The 17,981-nt window shown below is 62.4% G+C and carries 17 protein-coding genes; 8 read left to right on the top strand and 9 right to left on the bottom strand.

Annotated features, from left to right (window positions below):
• Nucleotides 1–98: 98 nt before the first annotated feature.
• Nucleotides 99–3,269, top strand: coding sequence for an isoleucine--tRNA ligase (gene ileS / locus RAE09_RS02170; RefSeq protein ID WP_316980818.1), 3,171 nt, complete (start codon nucleotides 99–101; stop codon nucleotides 3,267–3,269).
• A gap of 69 nt (nucleotides 3,270–3,338) precedes the next feature.
• On the opposite strand, the gene RAE09_RS02165 is transcribed toward ileS, so the two are convergent.
• The 6 genes from RAE09_RS02165 to RAE09_RS02140 form a co-directional block, all read right to left on the bottom strand.
• Nucleotides 3,339–4,571 (bottom strand): MFS transporter, encoded by a 1,233-nt coding sequence (locus tag RAE09_RS02165; protein WP_005324537.1) that lies wholly within the window; start codon nucleotides 4,569–4,571, stop codon nucleotides 3,339–3,341.
• The gene (locus RAE09_RS02160; RefSeq protein WP_005324538.1) at nucleotides 4,568–5,212 is read right to left on the bottom strand and encodes a GntR family transcriptional regulator; all 645 of its coding nucleotides are present in this window, start codon (nucleotides 5,210–5,212) and stop codon (nucleotides 4,568–4,570) included. The genes RAE09_RS02165 and RAE09_RS02160 overlap by 4 nt, the downstream gene beginning before the upstream one ends.
• A gap of 65 nt (nucleotides 5,213–5,277) precedes the next feature.
• Entirely contained in the window at nucleotides 5,278–5,901 is a 624-nt protein-coding gene (locus RAE09_RS02155) for a metallophosphoesterase (protein WP_316980817.1), read from the bottom strand.
• On the bottom strand, nucleotides 5,891–7,555 hold the full coding sequence (locus RAE09_RS02150) for an ABC transporter permease (RefSeq protein ID WP_316980816.1): 1,665 nt from the start codon (nucleotides 7,553–7,555) through the stop codon (nucleotides 5,891–5,893). The genes RAE09_RS02155 and RAE09_RS02150 overlap by 11 nt, the downstream gene beginning before the upstream one ends.
• Nucleotides 7,556–7,558: 3 nt before the next feature.
• On the bottom strand, nucleotides 7,559–8,620 hold the full coding sequence (locus RAE09_RS02145) for an ABC transporter substrate-binding protein (RefSeq protein ID WP_316980815.1): 1,062 nt from the start codon (nucleotides 8,618–8,620) through the stop codon (nucleotides 7,559–7,561).
• Between the two features lie 9 nt (nucleotides 8,621–8,629).
• Nucleotides 8,630–9,610: an ABC transporter ATP-binding protein gene (locus RAE09_RS02140; RefSeq protein ID WP_316980814.1), complete on the bottom strand. Its 981-nt coding sequence runs from the start codon at nucleotides 9,608–9,610 to the stop codon at nucleotides 8,630–8,632.
• A 158-nt stretch (nucleotides 9,611–9,768) separates the two neighbouring features.
• Between RAE09_RS02140 and RAE09_RS02135 the strand changes: the two genes are divergently transcribed.
• Nucleotides 9,769–11,157: a DNA polymerase IV gene (locus RAE09_RS02135; protein ID WP_316980813.1), complete on the top strand. Its 1,389-nt coding sequence runs from the start codon at nucleotides 9,769–9,771 to the stop codon at nucleotides 11,155–11,157.
• Here RAE09_RS02135 and RAE09_RS02130 read toward each other — a convergent pair.
• Nucleotides 11,154–12,047, bottom strand: a complete 894-nt coding sequence (locus tag RAE09_RS02130) for an asparaginase (protein ID WP_316980812.1) — start codon at nucleotides 12,045–12,047, stop codon at nucleotides 11,154–11,156. The two genes, RAE09_RS02135 and RAE09_RS02130, sit on opposite strands and share 4 nt — an antisense overlap.
• 108 nt (nucleotides 12,048–12,155) lie before the next feature.
• On the opposite strand from RAE09_RS02130, the gene RAE09_RS02125 reads away from it, so the two are divergent.
• Complete coding sequence (locus RAE09_RS02125; protein WP_179386707.1) at nucleotides 12,156–12,806, top strand: hypothetical protein; 651 nt, start codon at nucleotides 12,156–12,158, stop codon at nucleotides 12,804–12,806.
• Here RAE09_RS02125 and RAE09_RS02120 read toward each other — a convergent pair whose 3' ends face one another.
• Nucleotides 12,807–13,748 (bottom strand): hypothetical protein, encoded by a 942-nt coding sequence (locus tag RAE09_RS02120; RefSeq protein ID WP_200435449.1) that lies wholly within the window; start codon nucleotides 13,746–13,748, stop codon nucleotides 12,807–12,809.
• Between the two features lie 41 nt (nucleotides 13,749–13,789).
• Between RAE09_RS02120 and lspA the strand changes: the two genes are divergently transcribed.
• Genes lspA through RAE09_RS02095 form a run of 5 tightly spaced genes read left to right on the top strand, consistent with a single transcriptional unit; the run spans nucleotide 13,790 to nucleotide 17,113 of the window.
• Nucleotides 13,790–14,281 (top strand): signal peptidase II, encoded by a 492-nt coding sequence (gene lspA / locus RAE09_RS02115; protein ID WP_394371979.1) that lies wholly within the window; start codon nucleotides 13,790–13,792, stop codon nucleotides 14,279–14,281.
• On the top strand, nucleotides 14,274–15,200 hold the full coding sequence (locus RAE09_RS02110) for an RluA family pseudouridine synthase (protein ID WP_204608391.1): 927 nt from the start codon (nucleotides 14,274–14,276) through the stop codon (nucleotides 15,198–15,200). The genes lspA and RAE09_RS02110 overlap by 8 nt, the downstream gene beginning before the upstream one ends.
• Nucleotides 15,197–15,733, top strand: a complete 537-nt coding sequence (locus RAE09_RS02105; RefSeq protein WP_040425205.1) for a hypothetical protein — start codon at nucleotides 15,197–15,199, stop codon at nucleotides 15,731–15,733. The genes RAE09_RS02110 and RAE09_RS02105 overlap by 4 nt, the downstream gene beginning before the upstream one ends.
• 60 nt (nucleotides 15,734–15,793) lie before the next feature.
• The gene (locus RAE09_RS02100) at nucleotides 15,794–16,834 is read left to right on the top strand and encodes an HNH endonuclease signature motif containing protein (protein WP_250412561.1); all 1,041 of its coding nucleotides are present in this window, start codon (nucleotides 15,794–15,796) and stop codon (nucleotides 16,832–16,834) included.
• 9 nt (nucleotides 16,835–16,843) lie between these two features.
• Complete coding sequence (locus RAE09_RS02095) at nucleotides 16,844–17,113, top strand: permease (RefSeq protein ID WP_200435451.1); 270 nt, start codon at nucleotides 16,844–16,846, stop codon at nucleotides 17,111–17,113.
• On the opposite strand, the gene rarD is transcribed toward RAE09_RS02095, so the two are convergent.
• The gene (gene rarD / locus RAE09_RS02090; protein ID WP_316980811.1) at nucleotides 17,100–17,969 is read right to left on the bottom strand and encodes an EamA family transporter RarD; all 870 of its coding nucleotides are present in this window, start codon (nucleotides 17,967–17,969) and stop codon (nucleotides 17,100–17,102) included. The two genes, RAE09_RS02095 and rarD, sit on opposite strands and share 14 nt — an antisense overlap.
• Nucleotides 17,970–17,981 lie beyond the last annotated feature (12 nt).

The following is a 17,981-nucleotide window of genomic DNA, read 5'->3' as shown; positions in this document are numbered from 1 at the left end:
CCTTCACCGAAACGAAGCGGAGCCTTCGGGCTCAAGCAGGGTGGTACCGCGAGCCTTGATGGCGCGTCCCTGCACCGTGTTAAGAGTGAAGGATAATTATGGCGAAAAAGGTTTACCCCAAGGTCGACATGACTGGCGGCTCCAGCCGCTTCCCAGATATGGAAGAGGAAGTCCAGAAGTACTGGAAGCAGGATGATACCCTCCAGGCTTCGCTAGAAAAGACCAAGGACCGCCCAGAGTACATCTTTTATGATGGCCCTCCATTCGCAAATGGCTTGCCGCACTATGGCCACCTGTTGACCGGTTATGTGAAGGATATCGTCCCGCGCTATCGCACCATGGCCGGCAATTACGTGCCTCGTGTCTTCGGCTGGGATACCCACGGTCTGCCCGCAGAGCTGGAGGCGGAAAAGCAGCTGGGTATCACTGAAAAGGCGCAGATCGAGGACATGGGCTTGGAAAAGTTCAATGAATACTGCGCCAAGTCCGTGCTGGAGTACACCGACGAGTGGGAAGAGTACGTCAACCGCCAGGCCCGCTGGGTGGACTTTGACAACGGCTACAAGACCATGGATATCAACTACATGGAATCGGTCATGTGGGCGTTCAAGGAGCTTTATGACAAGGGCTTGATCTACAAGGGCTTCCGAGTTCTTCCGTACTCTTGGGCGGAGCACACTTCTTTGTCCAATCAGGAGACCCGCCTGGACGATTCCTATAAGATGCGCCAGGATCCGACCCTGACCGTTACCTTCCCAGTGGAGGGCGCGCGCGAGGGAAGCGCGGCAGAAAAGACGTTGGCGGAGCACCCTGCGCTTGCCGACGCCTCCTTCCTCGCCTGGACCACCACCCCCTGGACCTTGCCTTCGAACGAGGCCTTGGCGGTTCATCCAGAGGTTACTTACGTGCTCTTTAAGGCTACGGAGGGTGATTTCGCCGGCCGTACCTTCATCATGGCGGAAAACCTGCTGGCCACCTTGGAGAAGGAACTAGGGGAGGCCGAGGTACTGGAGACGTTTACCGGCGCGCAACTCGAGGGCTTTACCTATGAGCCTATCTTCGGCTTCTTCCCGGATCTGCGCAATGCCTACCAGGTCTTGATCGCTGATTACGTCACCACAGAGGACGGCACCGGTGTGGTTCACCAGGCTCCTGCGTTTGGTGAAGACGATATGAATACCACCAATCAGTACGACATCGAGCTGGTCATCCCGGTGGATGAGGACGGTAAGTTCACCTCGCAGGTTCCGCCGTATGAGGGCCAGCTGGTCTTTGATGCGAATAAGGACATCATCAAGGACTTGAAGGCTGCTGGGCGAGTGGTGCGCCACGTAACCATCGAGCACCCCTATCCGCACTCGTGGCGCTCGGGCGAGCCGCTTATCTACATGGCGCTGCCGGCCTGGTTCGTGAAGGTGACCGAGTTCCGCGATCGCATGGTGGAGCTTAACCACAAGGAGATTGAGTGGCTGCCGGAGCATATCCGGGATGGCCAGTTTGGCAAGTGGCTCGAGGGAGCGCGCGACTGGAATATCTCCCGTACCCGCTACTGGGGTGCACCTATCCCAGTGTGGATGTCCGATGATGACAACTATCCGCGCATGGATGTCTACGGCTCTTTGGACGAGTTGGAGCGCGATTTCGGTGTCCGTCCGGAGTCGCTGCACCGTCCGCACATCGACGAGTTGGTGCGCCCGAACCCGGATGATCCGACCGGTAAGTCGATGATGCGCCGCGTGCCGGACGTATTGGATTGCTGGTTTGAGTCCGGCTCGATGCCGTTTGCGCAAAAACACTACCCATTCGAAAACAAGGAATGGTTTGAAACCCACTCGCCGTCCGACTTCATTGTGGAGTACTCCGGTCAGACGCGTGGTTGGTTCTATGTGATGCACGCGCTGTCCACCGCGCTTTTTGATCGCCCGGCGTATAAGAAGGTCGTGGCCCACGGCATCGTGCTGGGCAACGATGGCCTTAAGATGTCTAAGTCCAAGGGCAACTATCCGAACGTCAACGAGGTCTTTGATCGCGATGGTTCGGATGCCATGCGTTGGTTCCTGATGTCTTCGCCTATCCTGCGCGGAGGCAACCTCATCGTGACCGAGCAGGGCATTCGCGAGGGCGTGCGCCAGGCTATCCTGCCTATCTGGAATGCCTATACTTTCCTGCAGCTCTACGCAGAGAAGGAAGCAAAGTTCGACACCAGCTCCGCGCATGTTTTGGACCGCTATATCTTGGCCAAGACCCACGACGTCGTGGCCAATGTCAACGCGGCGCTTGCCGATACCGATATCGCCACGGCAACCGAAGAAGTACGCCTGTTTGCCGACGTCCTGACCAACTGGTACGTCCGTCGCTCGCGTGATCGTTTCTGGGAGGGCGAGGACGCCCATCCTGAGGCGTTTAATACCTTGTACACCGTGCTGGAGACCGTGACTCGCGTGGTGGCACCGCTGCTACCGCACGTGGCGGAGGTTATCTACCGCGGGCTTACCGGTGAGCGTTCGGTGCACTTGGCAGACTACCCGCAGGCCGCGGATTACCCTTCTGATGCAGATCTCGTCTCTGCGATGGATGCGACCCGCGCGGTGGCCTCGGCAGCGTCCTCGGTGCGCAAGTCCAATAAGCTGCGCAATCGCTTGCCGCTGCCGAAGCTAACGGTGGCCCTCGACGGGGCGCAGCGCCTGGCGGACTTTGCCGATATCATTCGCGACGAGGTCAATGTCAAGGAAGTTGAGCTTACTGACGACGTCGATTCGGTAGGCACCTTCCAGGTTGTCTGTAACGCGAAGGTTGCCGGCCCGCGCTTGGGCAAGGACGTGCAGCGCGCCATCAAGAACCTCAAGGCTGGCAACTACGAACGCCGCGGCGAAGAGGTTGTAGTGGACGGCGATATCGTGCTTGGCCCGGATGAGTACACCGAGCGCCTGCAGGCAGCGAATCCGAAGTCGACCGCGCGTATCGAGGGCCTTGACGGCCTGGTAGTACTCGATACCGAGGTGACCGAAGAGCTCGAGGCCGAAGGCTGGGCGGCGGACGTTATCCGCGGCCTTCAGGATGCCCGCAAGGCTTCTGGGTTCGAGGTCTCGGACCGCATCGCGGCCGTGCTCTCTGTCCTAGAGGAGAAGAAGGCCTGGGCGGAGCGTCACGCCGACCACATCGCCGGTGAAGTGCTCGCCACCGATTTCCAGGTGACCACCGAGGCGCTCGATGGTGCGGACGTGCACGAGGTGGTGAAGGGGGTTAAGGCTACCGTCGTTAAGCAGTAGCGCCTTAGCCGCCACCTAAAAGTAATTGCCCAGCCTTAGCGGCTGGGAAATTTTTATGAGTGATAGGACTTAACGGACTGGGCCGGGCAGGTGAGCGCGCCAACCGAGGACCACGTTAACGAGGCAGCACAGTGCAAGCACGGCGCCAATGAGGAATAGGGTGGTAAAGCCGAGCAGCGGCGCGAGTGCGCTGAAGGCCATGGGGATAAAGAAGCCGGTATAGGACACCGAGTAGTAGACGGCGGTGAGGCCGGCGAGTTCTTCGGCGCGGGCGATGCGCTGGACCTCGGAGAGACCGGCGACAAGGGCGAGGCCGTAGCCTGCGCCCATGACGGCGGCACCGGCGATGCCGAGCGGCAGCGACCGAGTATGAGAGGCAACCGCGCCGAGGATGGTGCCCACGGTGATAACGCCCATGGCAACTGCGGAAGCGCGGGCGGAGCGGCTGGTATCGATAACCTTGCCGAGCATCTGGATGCCAACGCCGCAGCCCAAGGTGATAACGGTCATCAGGCCGGAAAAAGCGATGGGGGCATCGCCAGCGGACTCGGACAGAAGCTGGGGCAGGAGGGCATAGGCGGCGCCAGCGCAGCCGAAGACCCACGGGGCGACCGGCAGAACAATGCGCACGAAGCGGTGGTGCGCTGCGGAGGGAATGTGCAGCATGCGCAGCATGTCGCGGATGCTTAAGTCAAGGAAGGTGTCTTTTACCGTAGCGCCACGCGGCGGGCGGGTTTCCGGGGTCTTCATCAGCCAGATAGCGGTGGCAACGGTGAGGAGGATGTGCAGGATATACGCCAAGTGGGTCGGCCACGGACCCCACTGGGCCAGCACCGATGCGAGGCCGGCGCCGATGAGGAAGCCTAAGGTCAGACACATCGAGGCGTGGCGCGGGCCGGCAGCGGGATCGCCGCCAGCGCGGGTGATGAGCTCTGCCACCCACGTGGAGCCGACCGCCATGACGATGCCCAAAGCCAAGCCGCACATGATGCGGCCCACGGCGATGACGAGTGGCTCGTTCGGTGCGATGGACAAAAGGAAGGAACCGAGCAGCGATAGTGGCGCGGCAGGCAGCATCGTGGGGCGGCGGCCGATGTAGTCCGAAAGTGGGCCAGAAATCAGCAGCGCAGGCACGATGCCGAGCACGTAGGCGGCCAAGAGGCCATTGACGGTGACCTGCGAGAAGTGTGACTCCTCGCGGTACATAACTAGGAGAGGGGTGAACTCATTGCCGCCCCACGCGACAGCGACCATGCTGCCAGCGACGGGAAACCATGAGTGTTTGGCAAACTTTTCGGTCATAGTTGATTCCTCGAGTTGGTTAGGTGGGTGTCCAATGCGGAAAGGTAGGCGTCGAGGTCGCCGGTGCGGAGGGCATCGGCAAGCGTGCGGTGCTGATCCACGAAGGTGCGGGCGCGGGCTACGTTGCGGCCAATGGCCGTGGCGGTAAAACGCTGCTGGCGTTCGCGCAGCTGGTGTCCCAGCCCGGCTAGCAGGCTATTGGCACCGCCATCCATGATGATCTGGTGGAAACGCGCATCAAGATGCGTATAGGCATGCAGGTCTGCGCCATCCAACGCAGTGTCCTGCTCCGCGATGGTCGCGTCCAGCTGATCAGCGATGTCCGCGCGCTCGGCATCAGACATTGCGCAGATCTTTTCAGCACAGTGCCTATCCACGAGTAAGCGTGCCTCATAGACCTCGCGGATTTCTTGCGGGCTGATCGGCACGATGAGCGCACCCCGCCTGGGGTAGAGCTGCAGAAAGCCTTCGACCTCTAGGCGCAGGAAAGCCTCGTGCATCGGGGTGCGGCTAATTCCCATTTCGGTAGCCAGGGAGGCCTCGGAAAGCATCTGCGAGGGCTCGAAGGAGCCGTCAATGATCTTCTCTTTGACGAAGTCATAGGCGCGCTCCGCGGCAGGCTGCATTCGTTCATTGGACATGCATCCATCTTGCATGCAAGCTTGCATGCAAGCAAGCGTGCGGTGGCACTTTGTGGGGAACGGATCTAGCTAGGCAAACGTGTGACGTGGCACGTATCGGGGTCGAAGAGTAAGCCGTGGCCCATGCCGACCCAGCCGATGAAGGGGGCGTCGGCAAGCGTGTGCGGAGAGTGGACGTGCCCAAGGATCCAGGCATCGGCCTCGCTGGCCTGTAGCTCAGCCACGGAAAGCGGCAGGCAGGTGCCTTTAGAAAACTCACCGGTGACGGAAGAATGTAGGAGGCCGAGGACGGGGCCGTCGCTCGGGCGCGGCGGAAGCTGGAGGCGGCGCGGGTCCGGATCGGTGGCCACCGCTGCGGTTAGAACCGTGGTGTTTCCTATGCGAAAGGAGTGCACCTGCGTGCCGTGGACCGTGACCTCGGGCGGGAAGTCCAGACTGTGGTGGGTATCGTGGTTGCCAGAAATGAAGTGGACCTCGCCGAACAGTGTGGCAGCGTGGGCCATTACGGCGCGGGCCTGGGGCACGAATTCGGACGCCTCAGCGTTGCGGTCAATGATATCGCCCAAGCACACGCACGCCGTGGCCCCTCTATTGGCGGCAACCTCGAGTGCCTGCAGGGCCCAGTCCAAGCCGGGGGCGCCCGCGCGGCCTAGGTGCAGATCGGCAAAGACAAAAATGCTAGCGGGCATGTGCGGCCTTTCGGTTTTGCCACCACGTGATAGCTACCAAGACAATTGTGGACGTTCCGACACCGATGAGCGTCATAGCCATGGCCTCGGCACGGTGTCCTTGATCGAATTGGTTCATAATCCATGGAGCCAAGAGGTTGACCTGGCTGGGACGAATAAGCGAGGACATGACCAGCTCGCGGATGCCTACGAAGAAGGCGAGGAGCCAGCCAGCGAAGATGCCAGGAGCAAGCAGGGGCAGGGTAATGCGCCCAAAAGTTTGCAGAGTTGAGGAACCCGAAATCGCGGCGGCCTCGTACATGGTGGGGGAGATGGACTCGGCTGAAGTCTTGATATTTTGAATGGTCATGGGCAAAAAGAGCACCGTAAAAGCCATGACCAGCATGCCCATCGTGCCGTAGGGCGACCAAGACAGCCAAGGAGAGTTCCACAGCAAAATAAAGCCAATGGCCAGCACGATGCCCGGTACGGTATCGGGGGCGACGGCCAAGAAATCGCTCAGCTTTGCGCCTATGAAGCTTTGGCGGCGGGTGAGCACCGTGACGAGGACACCTAGTGCTACGGCAGCGGTGGCGCCAAGGGCACCCAGGCCGATGGAGCGAATCAGTGCTTCCTGTGCGGTGGGCATCTGCACAACGATGGAGAAGTAATCGAAGGTGAGGTTATTGGGCGTAGGTGGGGCCGAGCGCAGGATGGTCATCGCGGACAAAGTGATGGAAAGATAGGGAATGACCACCGAAGCCAAGAGGATGACTGCGGTAATGAGTGCGCCGAGGATAGAGCCGACTGGGCTGAGGCGGATGAGCACGGGGCGGCTTACACGTCCGCCGCCGGTGAGATCGTGGCGCGAAATCCACTGTTGGAATGCCCACGCAGCCACGCCAATGGCAAAGAGAACCGAAGAGGACGCGGCGGCGCTGGAAAAGTCGAGGGGGTCGATGGTGACGTCTTCATAAATAGAGGAGACGAGCACCTTGTATCCGATGGCATTGCCCAGCGTAACTGGGGTGCCAAACTCGCCGGCGGCCTTGATGAAGATAATCAGCGCGCCGAGGGAAAAGGGGCCGATTATGTTCGGAGCGATGATGCGCACGGCCTGTTGCCAGCGACTCGCGCCGGCTATTTGTGCCATCTCCAGGGTGGACGCCGGAATGGAATTCAGGCAGGTGCGCAGGATGAGATATAAGAAAGGGAAGAGCTCCGCGGCCATGATGAAGGCCATGCCCCATACCGAGTAGATGGCATCGTGGGCGAGCTTGCCGGCGCCGTGGCCGAGTAGCATCTCGGCCACACCACCGCGGCGGGTGAAATCCATCCACGCCATCGCTGCCGCAAAGGGTGGGGTCATAAACGGGATCATGATGACGATCTCGATCCAATTGGCCCTGCTAAACCGCGTCCACGAACGGAGGAAGGCGAGCGGCGCGGCCATAAGCGTGGCAAAAGCCACGACCAGCACGGAGAGCAGGACGGTATTGCCAAGGATGTGCAGCATGTCCGGTTGGATAATGCTGCCTAGGGCTGAGGGCTCATCGTGGTAGCCCACGGCCGCGTTGACCAGCACGGAGGCTAGCGGCGCGGCGACGAGGGCGAGCAAGATGAGAAGGACCCCGTAGATCCCAAGGCGACGTTGGGGAGTGGTGGTGGAGCTCATCGGTTACTTCAGGTAGCGCTTGGCAAAGGTTTCCTTGATGTCCTTGGACTGAGAAACCAAGCCATCGAGGTCATCGTTGAGGGTCTTAATCTCATCCAGCTTCGGGCCATTCTTTGGAGCGATGTCCTTATTGGCCGGGATCATGTTCTTGGAGGCCGAGATCTCCTGCGCCTCATCGGAGAACATGAAGTCCACGAAGGCCTCTGCGGCTTCCTTGTTATCGGAGGACTTGAGGATCATGACTGGGCGCGGGGTGACCGTGGTACCGGAAGTAGGAATGGCGACCTCGAGCGGCTCGCCCTTCTTCTGCGCGGAGTATGCGGAGTAGTCCACGCCGCCGAGGACAATGCCGCGCGAACCGGAGGTGACCTGGTCCAGCGCTGGGCCATTGGCGCCTTGGACGATCATGCCGTTGTCAAAGAGCTTGTCAAAGAGAGCCCAGGTCTTCTCCTCGCCCCATTGGTCCACCATGGCCGCGATGAGGTCGGCTGCGGTACCGGATTCGCGCGGGTCCGGCATGATGATTTGGTCTTTGTACTTCTCATCGGTGAGGTCCTCCCAGTCCTTCGGGGCCTCGTCCACGACGTTGGTGTTGGTTACCAGCGCTAGGGCCGAACCATCGCGGCCGGTAAACGCCCCGCTTTCCGACGCCCACTTGGACTCAATCTTGTCCGCTCCCTCCGGCGTGTACTTTTCAAGGGCGCCGGACTTTTCCTGCTTGCTAGCTGCCGCCCAGGAGGCGAGGTAGACCACGTCAGCCTGCGGGTTGGCTTCCTCGGCCTTGAGCTTGGCGGTGATCTTGCCGGTGGTATCGGCAAAAACATTGACGTGGACGTCGGTCTTTTCTTCGAAGGCCTCCACGAGGGCGTCGGTAAGCCCCTGCGGGTTAGCCGAGTAGTAATCCACCTCGCCGGACAGGCCTTCAGGTGCCTGCCACTTTTCGGCAGAAGAGGTGGACTGGTCGGTGGCGGTATCGGCGCTATCCTCGACGGATCCGCAACCGGTCAAGGCGAGCGCACCAGCAGCGGTGGTGGCGATGGCGGCAGTAAACTTTTTGGTGAACATGTGTGGCTCCTATGCAGAAAGAGAAGATGGATAGTTGAGGTGGACGGTCTCGCCGCGAGTGATGCGGCGCGGTGAAAATGCCACCCACGGCTCCTCGGCCCCGGGAACATTGCAGCGCAACTCGTAGCGCCCGCCGATGTAGTGAGCGCCAAGAACCTGCGCCTCGACCCGGCGCGGGGAGGCGCCGGTGTCCTCCTCCGCAGTGGTGACGGTGAGATTTTCTGGACGCACGCTGGGCAGCTGTGGGTGGCGGTTCATGGTGCCTACGAAGCCAGCGATGAAATCGGTGGCCGGCTGTTCGTAAAGGGTGACCGGATCCGCGAATTGTTCGATATGGCCCTGATTCATAACCACGACGCGATCCGACATGGCAAGTGCCTCGGCTTGGTCGTGCGTGACGTAGATGACCGTCAGCCCCAGCTCCTGTGCCAGCTGGGTGAGCTCGGCGCGGATTTGCACGCGCAGCGCGGCGTCGAGGGCGGACAGTGGCTCATCCATGAGCAGGAGGTCCGGATTCGAAACCAGCGCACGGGCGATGGCGACGCGTTGCTGTTGGCCGCCGGAGAGCTGGTTTGGCCGCGCCTTCGCTTTGCTGGTGATGCCCACCATGTCCATGCAGGCACGCACCTTCTCGGACCGCTGGCCTGCCGCCACCTTATTGCCTGGGGTTGTCAGCGGAAACTCGATGTTCTTTTCCACCGTCATGTGCGGCCACAGTGCGAGGTCTTGGAAGACCATAGACAGCCGGCGCTTGTTGACGGCCACATTGGTCCGCGGACCATAAACCTCCCTCTCACCAATGGCAATGGTGCCCGCATCAGGAGTTTCCAACCCGGCGATGCAACGCAGCAGGGTGGACTTACCGCAGCCGGAAGGTCCGAGAATAGAGATGAATTCACCGCGGTTGATGCTTAGATCGGTCTCGTGGAGGCCCGTATTATCGGCGAATTCGCGCTTAACGCCGCGCAAGATGACGTGGGGTGAGTTCATAATCAGCGAAATACTTTCTTCAAGAAATAACCTCGAAAAAGATAAGGCCGCAATATTGCATGTGGGTGACGTGAAGATGGAAAGAAATAAAAGCTTTAATTAACGGCACGCAAACACCCAGGAGTGCATGTGGAGGTGCGCCTATTAGACTGGGCCGCATGCAACGCTGGGTTCTACACATCGACATGGACGCGTTTTTCGCCTCCGTCGAGCAGCTGACCCGGCCTACCCTGCAGGGGCGTCCCGTCCTGGTGGGAGGTACCAGCGGGCGCGGCGTGGTGGCCGGCGCCTCCTATGAGGCGCGCGTGTACGGTGCGCATTCGGCCATGCCGATGTACCGCGCGCAGCAGCTTGTTGGACTTCGCGCGGTGGTGGTGCAGCCGCGCCGGGCAGTCTATTCAGCAGCCTCGCGGCGCGTATTTGGCATCATCGCGCAACACGTGGAGGTTATCGAGCAGCTTTCTATCGATGAAGCCTTTATGGAACCCGCCGCCTTGGAAGGAGCGAGCGCGGAGGAGGTCAAGCGCTGGGCGGATGAGCTGCGCGCGCTCATTCGGGAGGAGACGGGTCTGCCGTGCTCCATTGGGGCGGGCTCGGGCAAACAATTTGCCAAGATTGGCTCCGGCGAAGCGAAGCCCGACGGCACCTTTGTTATTCCGGCGGAGCGCCAGCTAGATATGCTGCACCCCCTTGCGGTGAACAAGCTGTGGGGAGTCGGCCCGGTGACTGGGGCGAAGCTCAAGTCCATCGGCGTAGAAACCATTGGGCAGCTAGCGGCGATGACGCGCAAGGAAGTAGAGATTTCCATCGGCAGTGTGGTGGGGCTGCAGCTGTGGCAGCTGGCCCGCGGCATTGATGACCGTGAGGTGGCGCCGCGCGCTGTTTCTAAACAGATTTCTACCGAGCACACCTACCCGAAAGACCTGCAGACCGCCCCTGAGGTCGATGCAGCCATCACTCGCGCGGCGGAGGGTGCGCACCGCCGGCTGCTTAAGGATGGGCGCGGTGCGCGCACCGTTACGGTGAAGCTGCGCATGGCGGATTTTCATATCGAATCGCGCTCGACCACCTTGCCCTACGCGACTGACGACGCCGCCGTGCTCACCGCCGCCGCTTTCAAGCTCGCCCGCTACCCCGATGAGCTAGGGCCCATCCGCCTGGTAGGGGTGAGCTATTCCGGCCTAGAGGCCGCTCGCCAAGACGTGCTTTTCCCGGAGCTCGACCGCGAAATCGTGCGCCCTGCACCGGCGGTCATGGACTATGAAACTGGGGTGAGCGATGACGCAACACCGGCCATACCAGCGCCTACGGTGACGGTGGAGGAAGAAACCGATAACCAGTGGCACGCAACGCAAGACGTCTTCCACCCCGATTACGGCCACGGTTGGATTCAAGGCGCCGGCCACGGGGTGGTCAGCGTGCGCTTTGAAACCCGCGCCACGGGGCCCGGGCGCACCAAATCCTTCGCGGCCGACGATCCCGCGCTCGTGCCAGCAGACCCGCTCGACTCGCTGGATTGGCAGGACTGGCTAACCAGCGAGGACTAGCCCTCCTGGGCAAAAAGCTCCGCCGGATCGGTGCCGGTGGCTAGCGCCGCCGCGAGCAGGATTCGCGCTTGGCTCGGGCGGAACCATCCGGCGTTGATGGCGCCACGCTTCCCCAGGCTCGCACCCCCGCCGTCGCCGCCATAAGCCAGCGCCGTCGGGCCATAGGGTGTGCGGGTAGAAATAATAACGGGGAGGCCGGCGTGGAGGGCGTCGGCAAGCGCGCGGCCCATCTCCTCGCCCATGTTTCCCGAGCCCATGGCCTCCACAATGAGACCGGAGGTAGGGGAGTTTACGGCGGCGTCGACCAGCAGGCGGCCCGCTCCCGGATAGGCGGGGATGATCTCGATACGCTGCGACGCCAGCGGGGCAGGATTCAATCGCGGGGTGGTGCCAGGAACGGGCAGCGACTCAAACCCGTGCAGGTCACTGGTGTGCCGCTTACGCGCACCGCGCGCCGGAATGGTCTCGCCGCCGAAGCAAAGGAAAACCCCAGGGTGCCCGCTGGCCGCTAGCTCGCGGGCAGCCCGCAGATTGGTGGGGCCGTCGGCCGCGGGGTGATCGTAGGCGCGCTGCGCGCCCGTAAGCACGATGGGCTTTTCCCCTCCACAGAAAATCTCCAACGCCAGCGCGGTTTCCTCCATGGAGTCGGTGCCATGGGTGATGATCACGCCACCGATGTCCTCGCGCGCGGTGTGCTCGTTGACCACCGCAATGAGCTCATCGAGGTCCGCCAGGGTAATAGAGGACGAGTCGAGCTGGCGAAACTCCACTACCTCGGCGTCGATTTCAGCGGCAAGGTCCGCGCCGGAGATTGTGGGAACCAGGGAACCATCGGCCACGGTGGTGCACGCGATCGTGCCGCCGGTGGCGATCAAAGCAAGTCGGGTCATGCACTCAAGGTTAAAGAAATCTCCGCCCACGCGGCGGGCGCAGCCCGGAAAAGGCTGGTGCAGCTGTAAACTGATGGGAGTTTAGAACCCAGACGTGAGGAGTTAGAAGTGAAATTCCGCAAGTTTAGCGCCGCGTGCCTCGCACTGACCGCGGCCACCGCCCTGGCCGCCTGCTCTTCCGACGACGAGCAGGACGATACCGCCGCCACCAACACCGAGGCGCAGGAATCCGCCTCTTCCGACGGCGATTCCGCCGCCCCAGCGCTGCCATCCCCGGCGGATCTCAACGCCATCCTGGCCAAGGCCACGGATCCGAACGCCTCTGAGCAGGAAAAGACCGCCACCGTGCAGGGCGGCGAGACCGCACCGGAAATCTTTGACACCATGGCACAGTCCAAGGCGGAATCCGGCGCCGAGTTCGAGGTCGTCGATCCTGTGCTTCCGGGCTATGACCCGCAGTCCGTGCTGACCACCGTGAACTTCACCACCGCTGACGGCCAGCAGCAGACCGCTGAACAGGTGGAATTCGTGTACGAAGACGGCACCTGGAAGCTCTCCAAGGCGTGGGCTTGCACGCTCATCCAAAACACCGTGCCGCCGGAGCAGGTTCCGGAAATGTGCGCGGATACCGGCGCCGGTGCCTCTGCACCCGCCCCGGCACCGGCCGAGGGCGATGCTGCCCCGGCTGAAGGCGACGCCCCGGCTGCCGGCGCCGAGCAAGCTCCAGCCGAGGCCCCTGTAGAAGCCCCGGCCGAGTAACTAGGTGAAGTTCAGCTCCGTCAGGCTCGACTGCACCACGCGCAGCTCCGAGCCGGCGGCGCCATAAATGACCTTCGTGTCGAAAGACACGTCACCGCCCACGGGCAGCGGCTTGCTCAGGTCTACCGTGATGTTGCCCTTGGATTGGGTGCTGGAGTCCACAACCTTGAGCTCCTTGTCCTCCAACTCCGTGCCCTGGGCCTGGCCCTCAAACGACAGCGCGCCTAGCGACGGCCGCTGTTCTACCTCTACGTTGAGCTTGACCTGGTCGCCCTCGATGGAAGCGACCGTATAGCGCGTGGTCTGCAGCAGGGTGGACTCGCCGGTAACGCGCGAATCCACCGTCCAGCTCGCTCCCTTGCCTACCTCCTCGGTGGGGAAAACCACGGGCAGGGCCGTCAGCTTCATAATTGCCTGTTCCACGGAGCCACGGGCTTCATCCGTGGCCTCCTGGGGTGCGGCAAGGCGCAAGGAATTCATCTGGCCGGTATTTTGGCCTCGCCAGCCAAATTGAAATCCCTCGGCCGAAGAGACGTCGGTGTCGCCAGAAGTTTCCGGCGCACCGGCCGTGACGAACGCATTGCGGGTGGCGGGCAGCTGATCTTCAACGTCCTCGCTAGCTTTATCTACCTTGGCCGATAGCGGCAGGGTAGTGGTGGTCGATTCGACGTCGGAGGCCTGAAACTTCTCGGCCGCTGACTTTTTGAGCAGGTCCTGCGAAAAACCCTCGGTAACGCGGTAGTTCACGTCCTGCGTGGAGTCGATATCGCGGTATTCCAGGAGCTTTTTCTCCCCGGTGCCGGGATTGTCCACGGTGACGCGTGGGGCGTCGATAGTCAGGCCCACGGGCTGTTCTACCGCGGGTCCCGGCTTTTCATAGGAACACGCCGTAAGCGCTACGGCGGCTGTGGTCAGGGCTGCAAAAACTTTGACTCGAAACACGCTTACCAAAATACCGGACGCTCCCGTTTAGAATAGAGCGGGTGAGTCAAAAACGAAGGAGCAAGACAGGACTTATCGCCGCGGTTGTCATCGCCGTGGCGCTGGTGGACCAAGCCGTGAAACAAATAATGCTCTCCATCCTTACGGAGGGCGAGCCCCTGCCGGTCATTGGGGATTGGTTCCGGTTTACCCTGCTTTTTAACCCTGGCGCGGCCTTTTCCATGGGCGGGGAGGGTTCGACGTGGCTTTTTACCACCATCCAGCTGGTCTTTGTGCTCGGCGTGGCCATTGCCGCCCCGCGCATTACCCACTCCGGACAGGCAGTGGGCCTAGCGCTCATCGCCGGAGGCGCGCTGGGTAATTTCGCTGACCGCATCTTCCGCGCCCCCGGCTTCTGGTTCGGGCACGTGGTGGACTTTATTTCGGTCGGCTCTTTCGCCGTGTTCAATATTGCGGACGCGGCCATTACCTGCGGCGTGGTGCTGTTCATTATCGCCATGGTGCTGGAGGAAAGGAAGGCCGAGCATGAATAGGCAGATGCGCAGCTTCCCCATTCCTGAAGGCCTAGAAGGCATGCGTGCCGACGCCGCCCTGGCCAAGCTCCTTGGCCTGTCCCGTAGCGCCACCGCGCAGCTGTGCGCCGAGGGCAGTGTGACCATCGATTCCCAAGAGCTGGGCAAGTCCGAGCGATTGACTTCCGGCAACGTGGTCTCCGTGCTTTTGCCGGAGCCAGAAAAGCCGTTGCTGCCGCGCGAAGAGCTGGTCGAGGGCATGGACGTGCTTTACAACGATGCCGATATCATCTGCGTGCATAAACCGGTGGGCGTGGCCGCGCACCCCAGCGTGGGGTGGGACGGGCCGACGGTGATTGGTGGGCTGCGCGCGGCCGGTTATACCGTGGCTTCGTCCGGGCCGACCGAGCGCCAGGGCATCGTGCACCGCCTCGATGTGGGCACGTCAGGCGTGATGGTCGTGGCTTCCTCGGAGCGCGCTTATTCCGCGCTCAAGCACGCCTTTAAGTACCGCAGCGTGAAAAAGACCTACCACGCCGTGGTGCAGGGGCTGCCGGATCCCATCGAGGGCACCGTTGATGCGCCCATCGGCCGCCACCCCAAGTCGGGCTGGAAATTCGCCGTGCTTGACGACGGCAAAGCGGCCGTCACCCATTACAGCCTCATCGAGGCCTTCCGCGAGGCCAGCCTCATCGAGGTGCACCTAGAGACCGGCCGCACCCACCAGATTCGCGTGCACATGTCCGCCACCGGCCACCCGTGCGTGGGCGACCCAATGTACGGCTCGGATCCCAACTTGGCTAAGCGCCTTGGGCTTCAGCGTCAATGGCTGCACGCGGTAAAGCTCGGCTTTACCCACCCCGGCACCGGCAAGTGGTTCGAGATTGAAGCGCCGTACCCGGCCGATCTCGAGCACGCTTTGGAGGTTCTGCGGGGATGAGGAAGGTCTACCGGCGGCGTCGGCTAGCGGCCCTGGCGGTGCTTGCGGTGCTTTTCTTGGCCGCGCTCGCGCTTTTTGGCGCCCTAGGGACCCAGGCCTCTTCGCAAGTACAAGGCGATCAGCTCGGCCCGGATGGCGAGACGCGCGCGGAGTATATTGCGCGCGTATCCGGTAGCGACATTCCGGACGCGCCTGCCTACGCCCTTGTTACCTTCGACGAGGATTTGCCACCCGTAGCCGCCGCGGCCGCCGTCGCCGCCGCCCCGCGCATGGATGCCATCCTTATCGGCTCCACCGCCCCCATTGACGTCCCCGAACCCACCGCCGGCGAGGACCGCGCCGCTGTCATCCAACGCGCCTTCGACCGCATCGATGCCTCCTATGGCCAGCGCCCCTCCGCGGTGAGCGCCGCCGTGGTGTGGGGGTCGGGCGCGCAGCTTGCCGACGTCGCCTCCACCCCCTCCGTCGCCGCCGTCGAACCCGCACCCGCGGACGCCGCCTGGGGCAGCTTCGCCATCCGCCCTCCCAGCTAATATCGCCCTCCTGGGACCTGTGGCGCGCGGTGGCCGCCCAGCGCTTTTAGCATCGAGGGCATGGAACACATTCGGGCTTATATCGCGGCGCTCAACTCGGCGATGGACCTCCTCGCCGAGGCCGCCGACGCCTCCGCCGCGGACCTTACCGCCGCCGGCATGCCCGATGCCACGGCTGACACTATTGCGCAGCTCGCGCAGGTCTACTTCGGGACCACCAGCTTTCGCCGCCGCCAACGCCGCGCGGTGGACGGGGCCCGCCGCAACCGGCATTCGCTGCCGACGCTGGCGGTCATCGAAAAGCATGCCCGGCGCGCGCCCACGCAAGCCCGCGCCTGGGCCCTGCGCGCCGAGCTCACCCATATCGCGTGCGATACGCGGGAGATGGAAAGGCGTGCTCGCAAAAAGCTGCGCGAGATGCGCGCGCCGCGCGAACCCAAGCCGGGGGTGCGGTTGCGCCGCCGCGCCGCCGGCAAACCCTGGACGCTGTCCATCACTGGGCCGTCCGCACTCATCGCCGAGTTACACCAGCATGCCGGTTCGCTTGCCGACGTCACCTCCCTCTTCCGCACCGGTACCGGCGCCGCCGCAACCGTGCGCACCAACGTTGTGGTGCCACTGGATAAGTTGGTTGGCGTGGCCCATGGCAGCGACGATGTGGTGTTGACCATGACCAATGGCGCGCAGATTACGGGTGCTGAATTGGCCCAGCGTGCGCTTGCCGAGGAGGGATTTGTCACCCTGCTCCACCCCGTAGAGGGCCCAGTGAACCTGTACCGCATGCGCCGCGGGGCCACCTGGAAGCAGTTCATGATGGCCGCGGCGGAAAATCCCACCTGCCCGGTCAAGGGATGCAATAAGCCCGCCGATGAGTGCCAGGTTCACCACATCTTCAGTTGGGCCGGCGGCGGGTGGACCAATGCGAAGAACCTCACCACCGCCTGCGCCTATCACAACGGCCGCAATGATGACCATCGCACCGGCCCGCCGCGCAATGGCCGCTTCGAGCGCACCGCCCGCGGCGTTCGCTGGGTTAACCCCTGGGATCCGCCTCCACCGGACCTCGTCGATACCGGGCCCACGAATACGACCACCGCGTAGACTAGACCTATGTCCTCACGCCAGCCCTTTTCGCAGTGGATGCCCAACTACAAATTTGGCTATATCGCCGCGTGGGTCGCGGTGGTGGTTTCCGGCATCGCGCTTTTCATCGGCCTTGTCACCGGCGGCACCTCGATGACGCTGGTGTTTTCCGGGATCGTATGTGCCTATGGCATTTTTCTCGTCGTGGTGATGCCGCGTTGGGCGCTGCGGGCAGAAGAGGAACAGGCGGCGCGTCGCCGCGCCCGCGCTGCCCGCGAGGAACTTAAGCGCTCCTAGCCATGCGCACCAAGTCGGTGACGTAAATCGCCACCGCCACGCCGATGATGCCGAAGCCGATCCAGCGGTGCGTTGAAAAGTGCTCGTGGGTGACAAAGAGAGCCCACAGCATCTGCATGATGGGGGTGAGGTATTGGAGCATGCCGATCGTCGATAAGCGCAGTGTCCGTGCGCCCTCCGCAAAGCAGAGGAGCGGCAGCGCGGTAATCAAGCCGGCGCTGACCAAAAGCAGCGCGTGGCCGACTCCCTCGCTGGCGAATGTGCCCTGGCCGCTTGTTTCTAGCCACAGGATGTAGCCCACCGCCAGCGGTGACATCACGAGCGCCTCCGCCGCGACCGAGACGGCCGAGGACACCCGGACCTGCTTTTTGAGCAGCCCATAAAAGCCGAAGCTGAAGGCCAGCAGCAGCGAAATGTATGGCGCCTGGCCGGTAAAGAACGTCAAGTACAGCACCGCGATGGCCGCAACGCCCACCGCGCCGGCCTGCCACGGCCGCAGCCGCTCCTTCAAAAACACCATGCCGAGGGCGACCGACACCAGGGGATTGATGAAATATCCCAGCGCCGCATCGGCCACGTGGTTGCTATTAATCGCCACCACGTAGGTGCCCCAATTGACCGTGATGAATACACCCGCGGCCGCAAGCCAACCCCACGTGCGCTTGTCCATGCGCGCCATTTCTCGCCACCGGCCGCCGAGGAGCAAAAATCCCGTGACCAGTACCGCGGTCCACAACACGCGGTGGGCCAGGATTTCTAGCGGCGATGCCGGCAGCAAGAGAGGAAAGAACGCGGGGAAAAATCCCCACATGATGTAGGCGGCGAGCGTGTAGAGCATCACAAAATAATAGCCCATTTTGACCGCCCC

The sequence above is a fragment of the Corynebacterium tuberculostearicum genome (assembly GCF_032821615.1).
GTDB lineage: Bacteria > Actinomycetota > Actinomycetes > Mycobacteriales > Mycobacteriaceae > Corynebacterium > Corynebacterium tuberculostearicum_H.
Note: the sequence above shows the minus strand (reverse complement) of the source record. Positions and strands in the feature narration are given on the sequence as shown.

Excerpts from the sequence above, each read along its gene's own strand:
- RAE09_RS02165 (WP_005324537.1), bottom strand. The coding sequence starts at position 4,571 with ATGACCGAAAAGTTTGCCAAACACTCATGGTTTCCCGTCGCTGGCAGC.
- ileS (WP_316980818.1), top strand. The coding sequence starts at position 99 with ATGGCGAAAAAGGTTTACCCCAAGGTCGACATGACTGGCGGCTCCAGC.
- RAE09_RS02105 (WP_040425205.1), top strand. The coding sequence starts at position 15,197 with ATGAGGAAGGTCTACCGGCGGCGTCGGCTAGCGGCCCTGGCGGTGCTT.
- RAE09_RS02160 (WP_005324538.1), bottom strand. The coding sequence starts at position 5,212 with ATGTCCAATGAACGAATGCAGCCTGCCGCGGAGCGCGCCTATGACTTC.
- RAE09_RS02095 (WP_200435451.1), top strand. The coding sequence starts at position 16,844 with ATGTCCTCACGCCAGCCCTTTTCGCAGTGGATGCCCAACTACAAATTT.
- RAE09_RS02155 (WP_316980817.1), bottom strand. The coding sequence starts at position 5,901 with ATGCCCGCTAGCATTTTTGTCTTTGCCGATCTGCACCTAGGCCGCGCG.
- RAE09_RS02100 (WP_250412561.1), top strand. The coding sequence starts at position 15,794 with ATGGAACACATTCGGGCTTATATCGCGGCGCTCAACTCGGCGATGGAC.
- RAE09_RS02150 (WP_316980816.1), bottom strand. The coding sequence starts at position 7,555 with ATGAGCTCCACCACCACTCCCCAACGTCGCCTTGGGATCTACGGGGTC.
- RAE09_RS02110 (WP_204608391.1), top strand. The coding sequence starts at position 14,274 with ATGAATAGGCAGATGCGCAGCTTCCCCATTCCTGAAGGCCTAGAAGGC.
- RAE09_RS02145 (WP_316980815.1), bottom strand. The coding sequence starts at position 8,620 with ATGTTCACCAAAAAGTTTACTGCCGCCATCGCCACCACCGCTGCTGGT.
- RAE09_RS02135 (WP_316980813.1), top strand. The coding sequence starts at position 9,769 with ATGCAACGCTGGGTTCTACACATCGACATGGACGCGTTTTTCGCCTCC.
- RAE09_RS02140 (WP_316980814.1), bottom strand. The coding sequence starts at position 9,610 with ATGAACTCACCCCACGTCATCTTGCGCGGCGTTAAGCGCGAATTCGCC.
- RAE09_RS02130 (WP_316980812.1), bottom strand. The coding sequence starts at position 12,047 with ATGACCCGACTTGCTTTGATCGCCACCGGCGGCACGATCGCGTGCACC.
- rarD (WP_316980811.1), bottom strand. The coding sequence starts at position 17,969 with ATGGGCTATTATTTTGTGATGCTCTACACGCTCGCCGCCTACATCATG.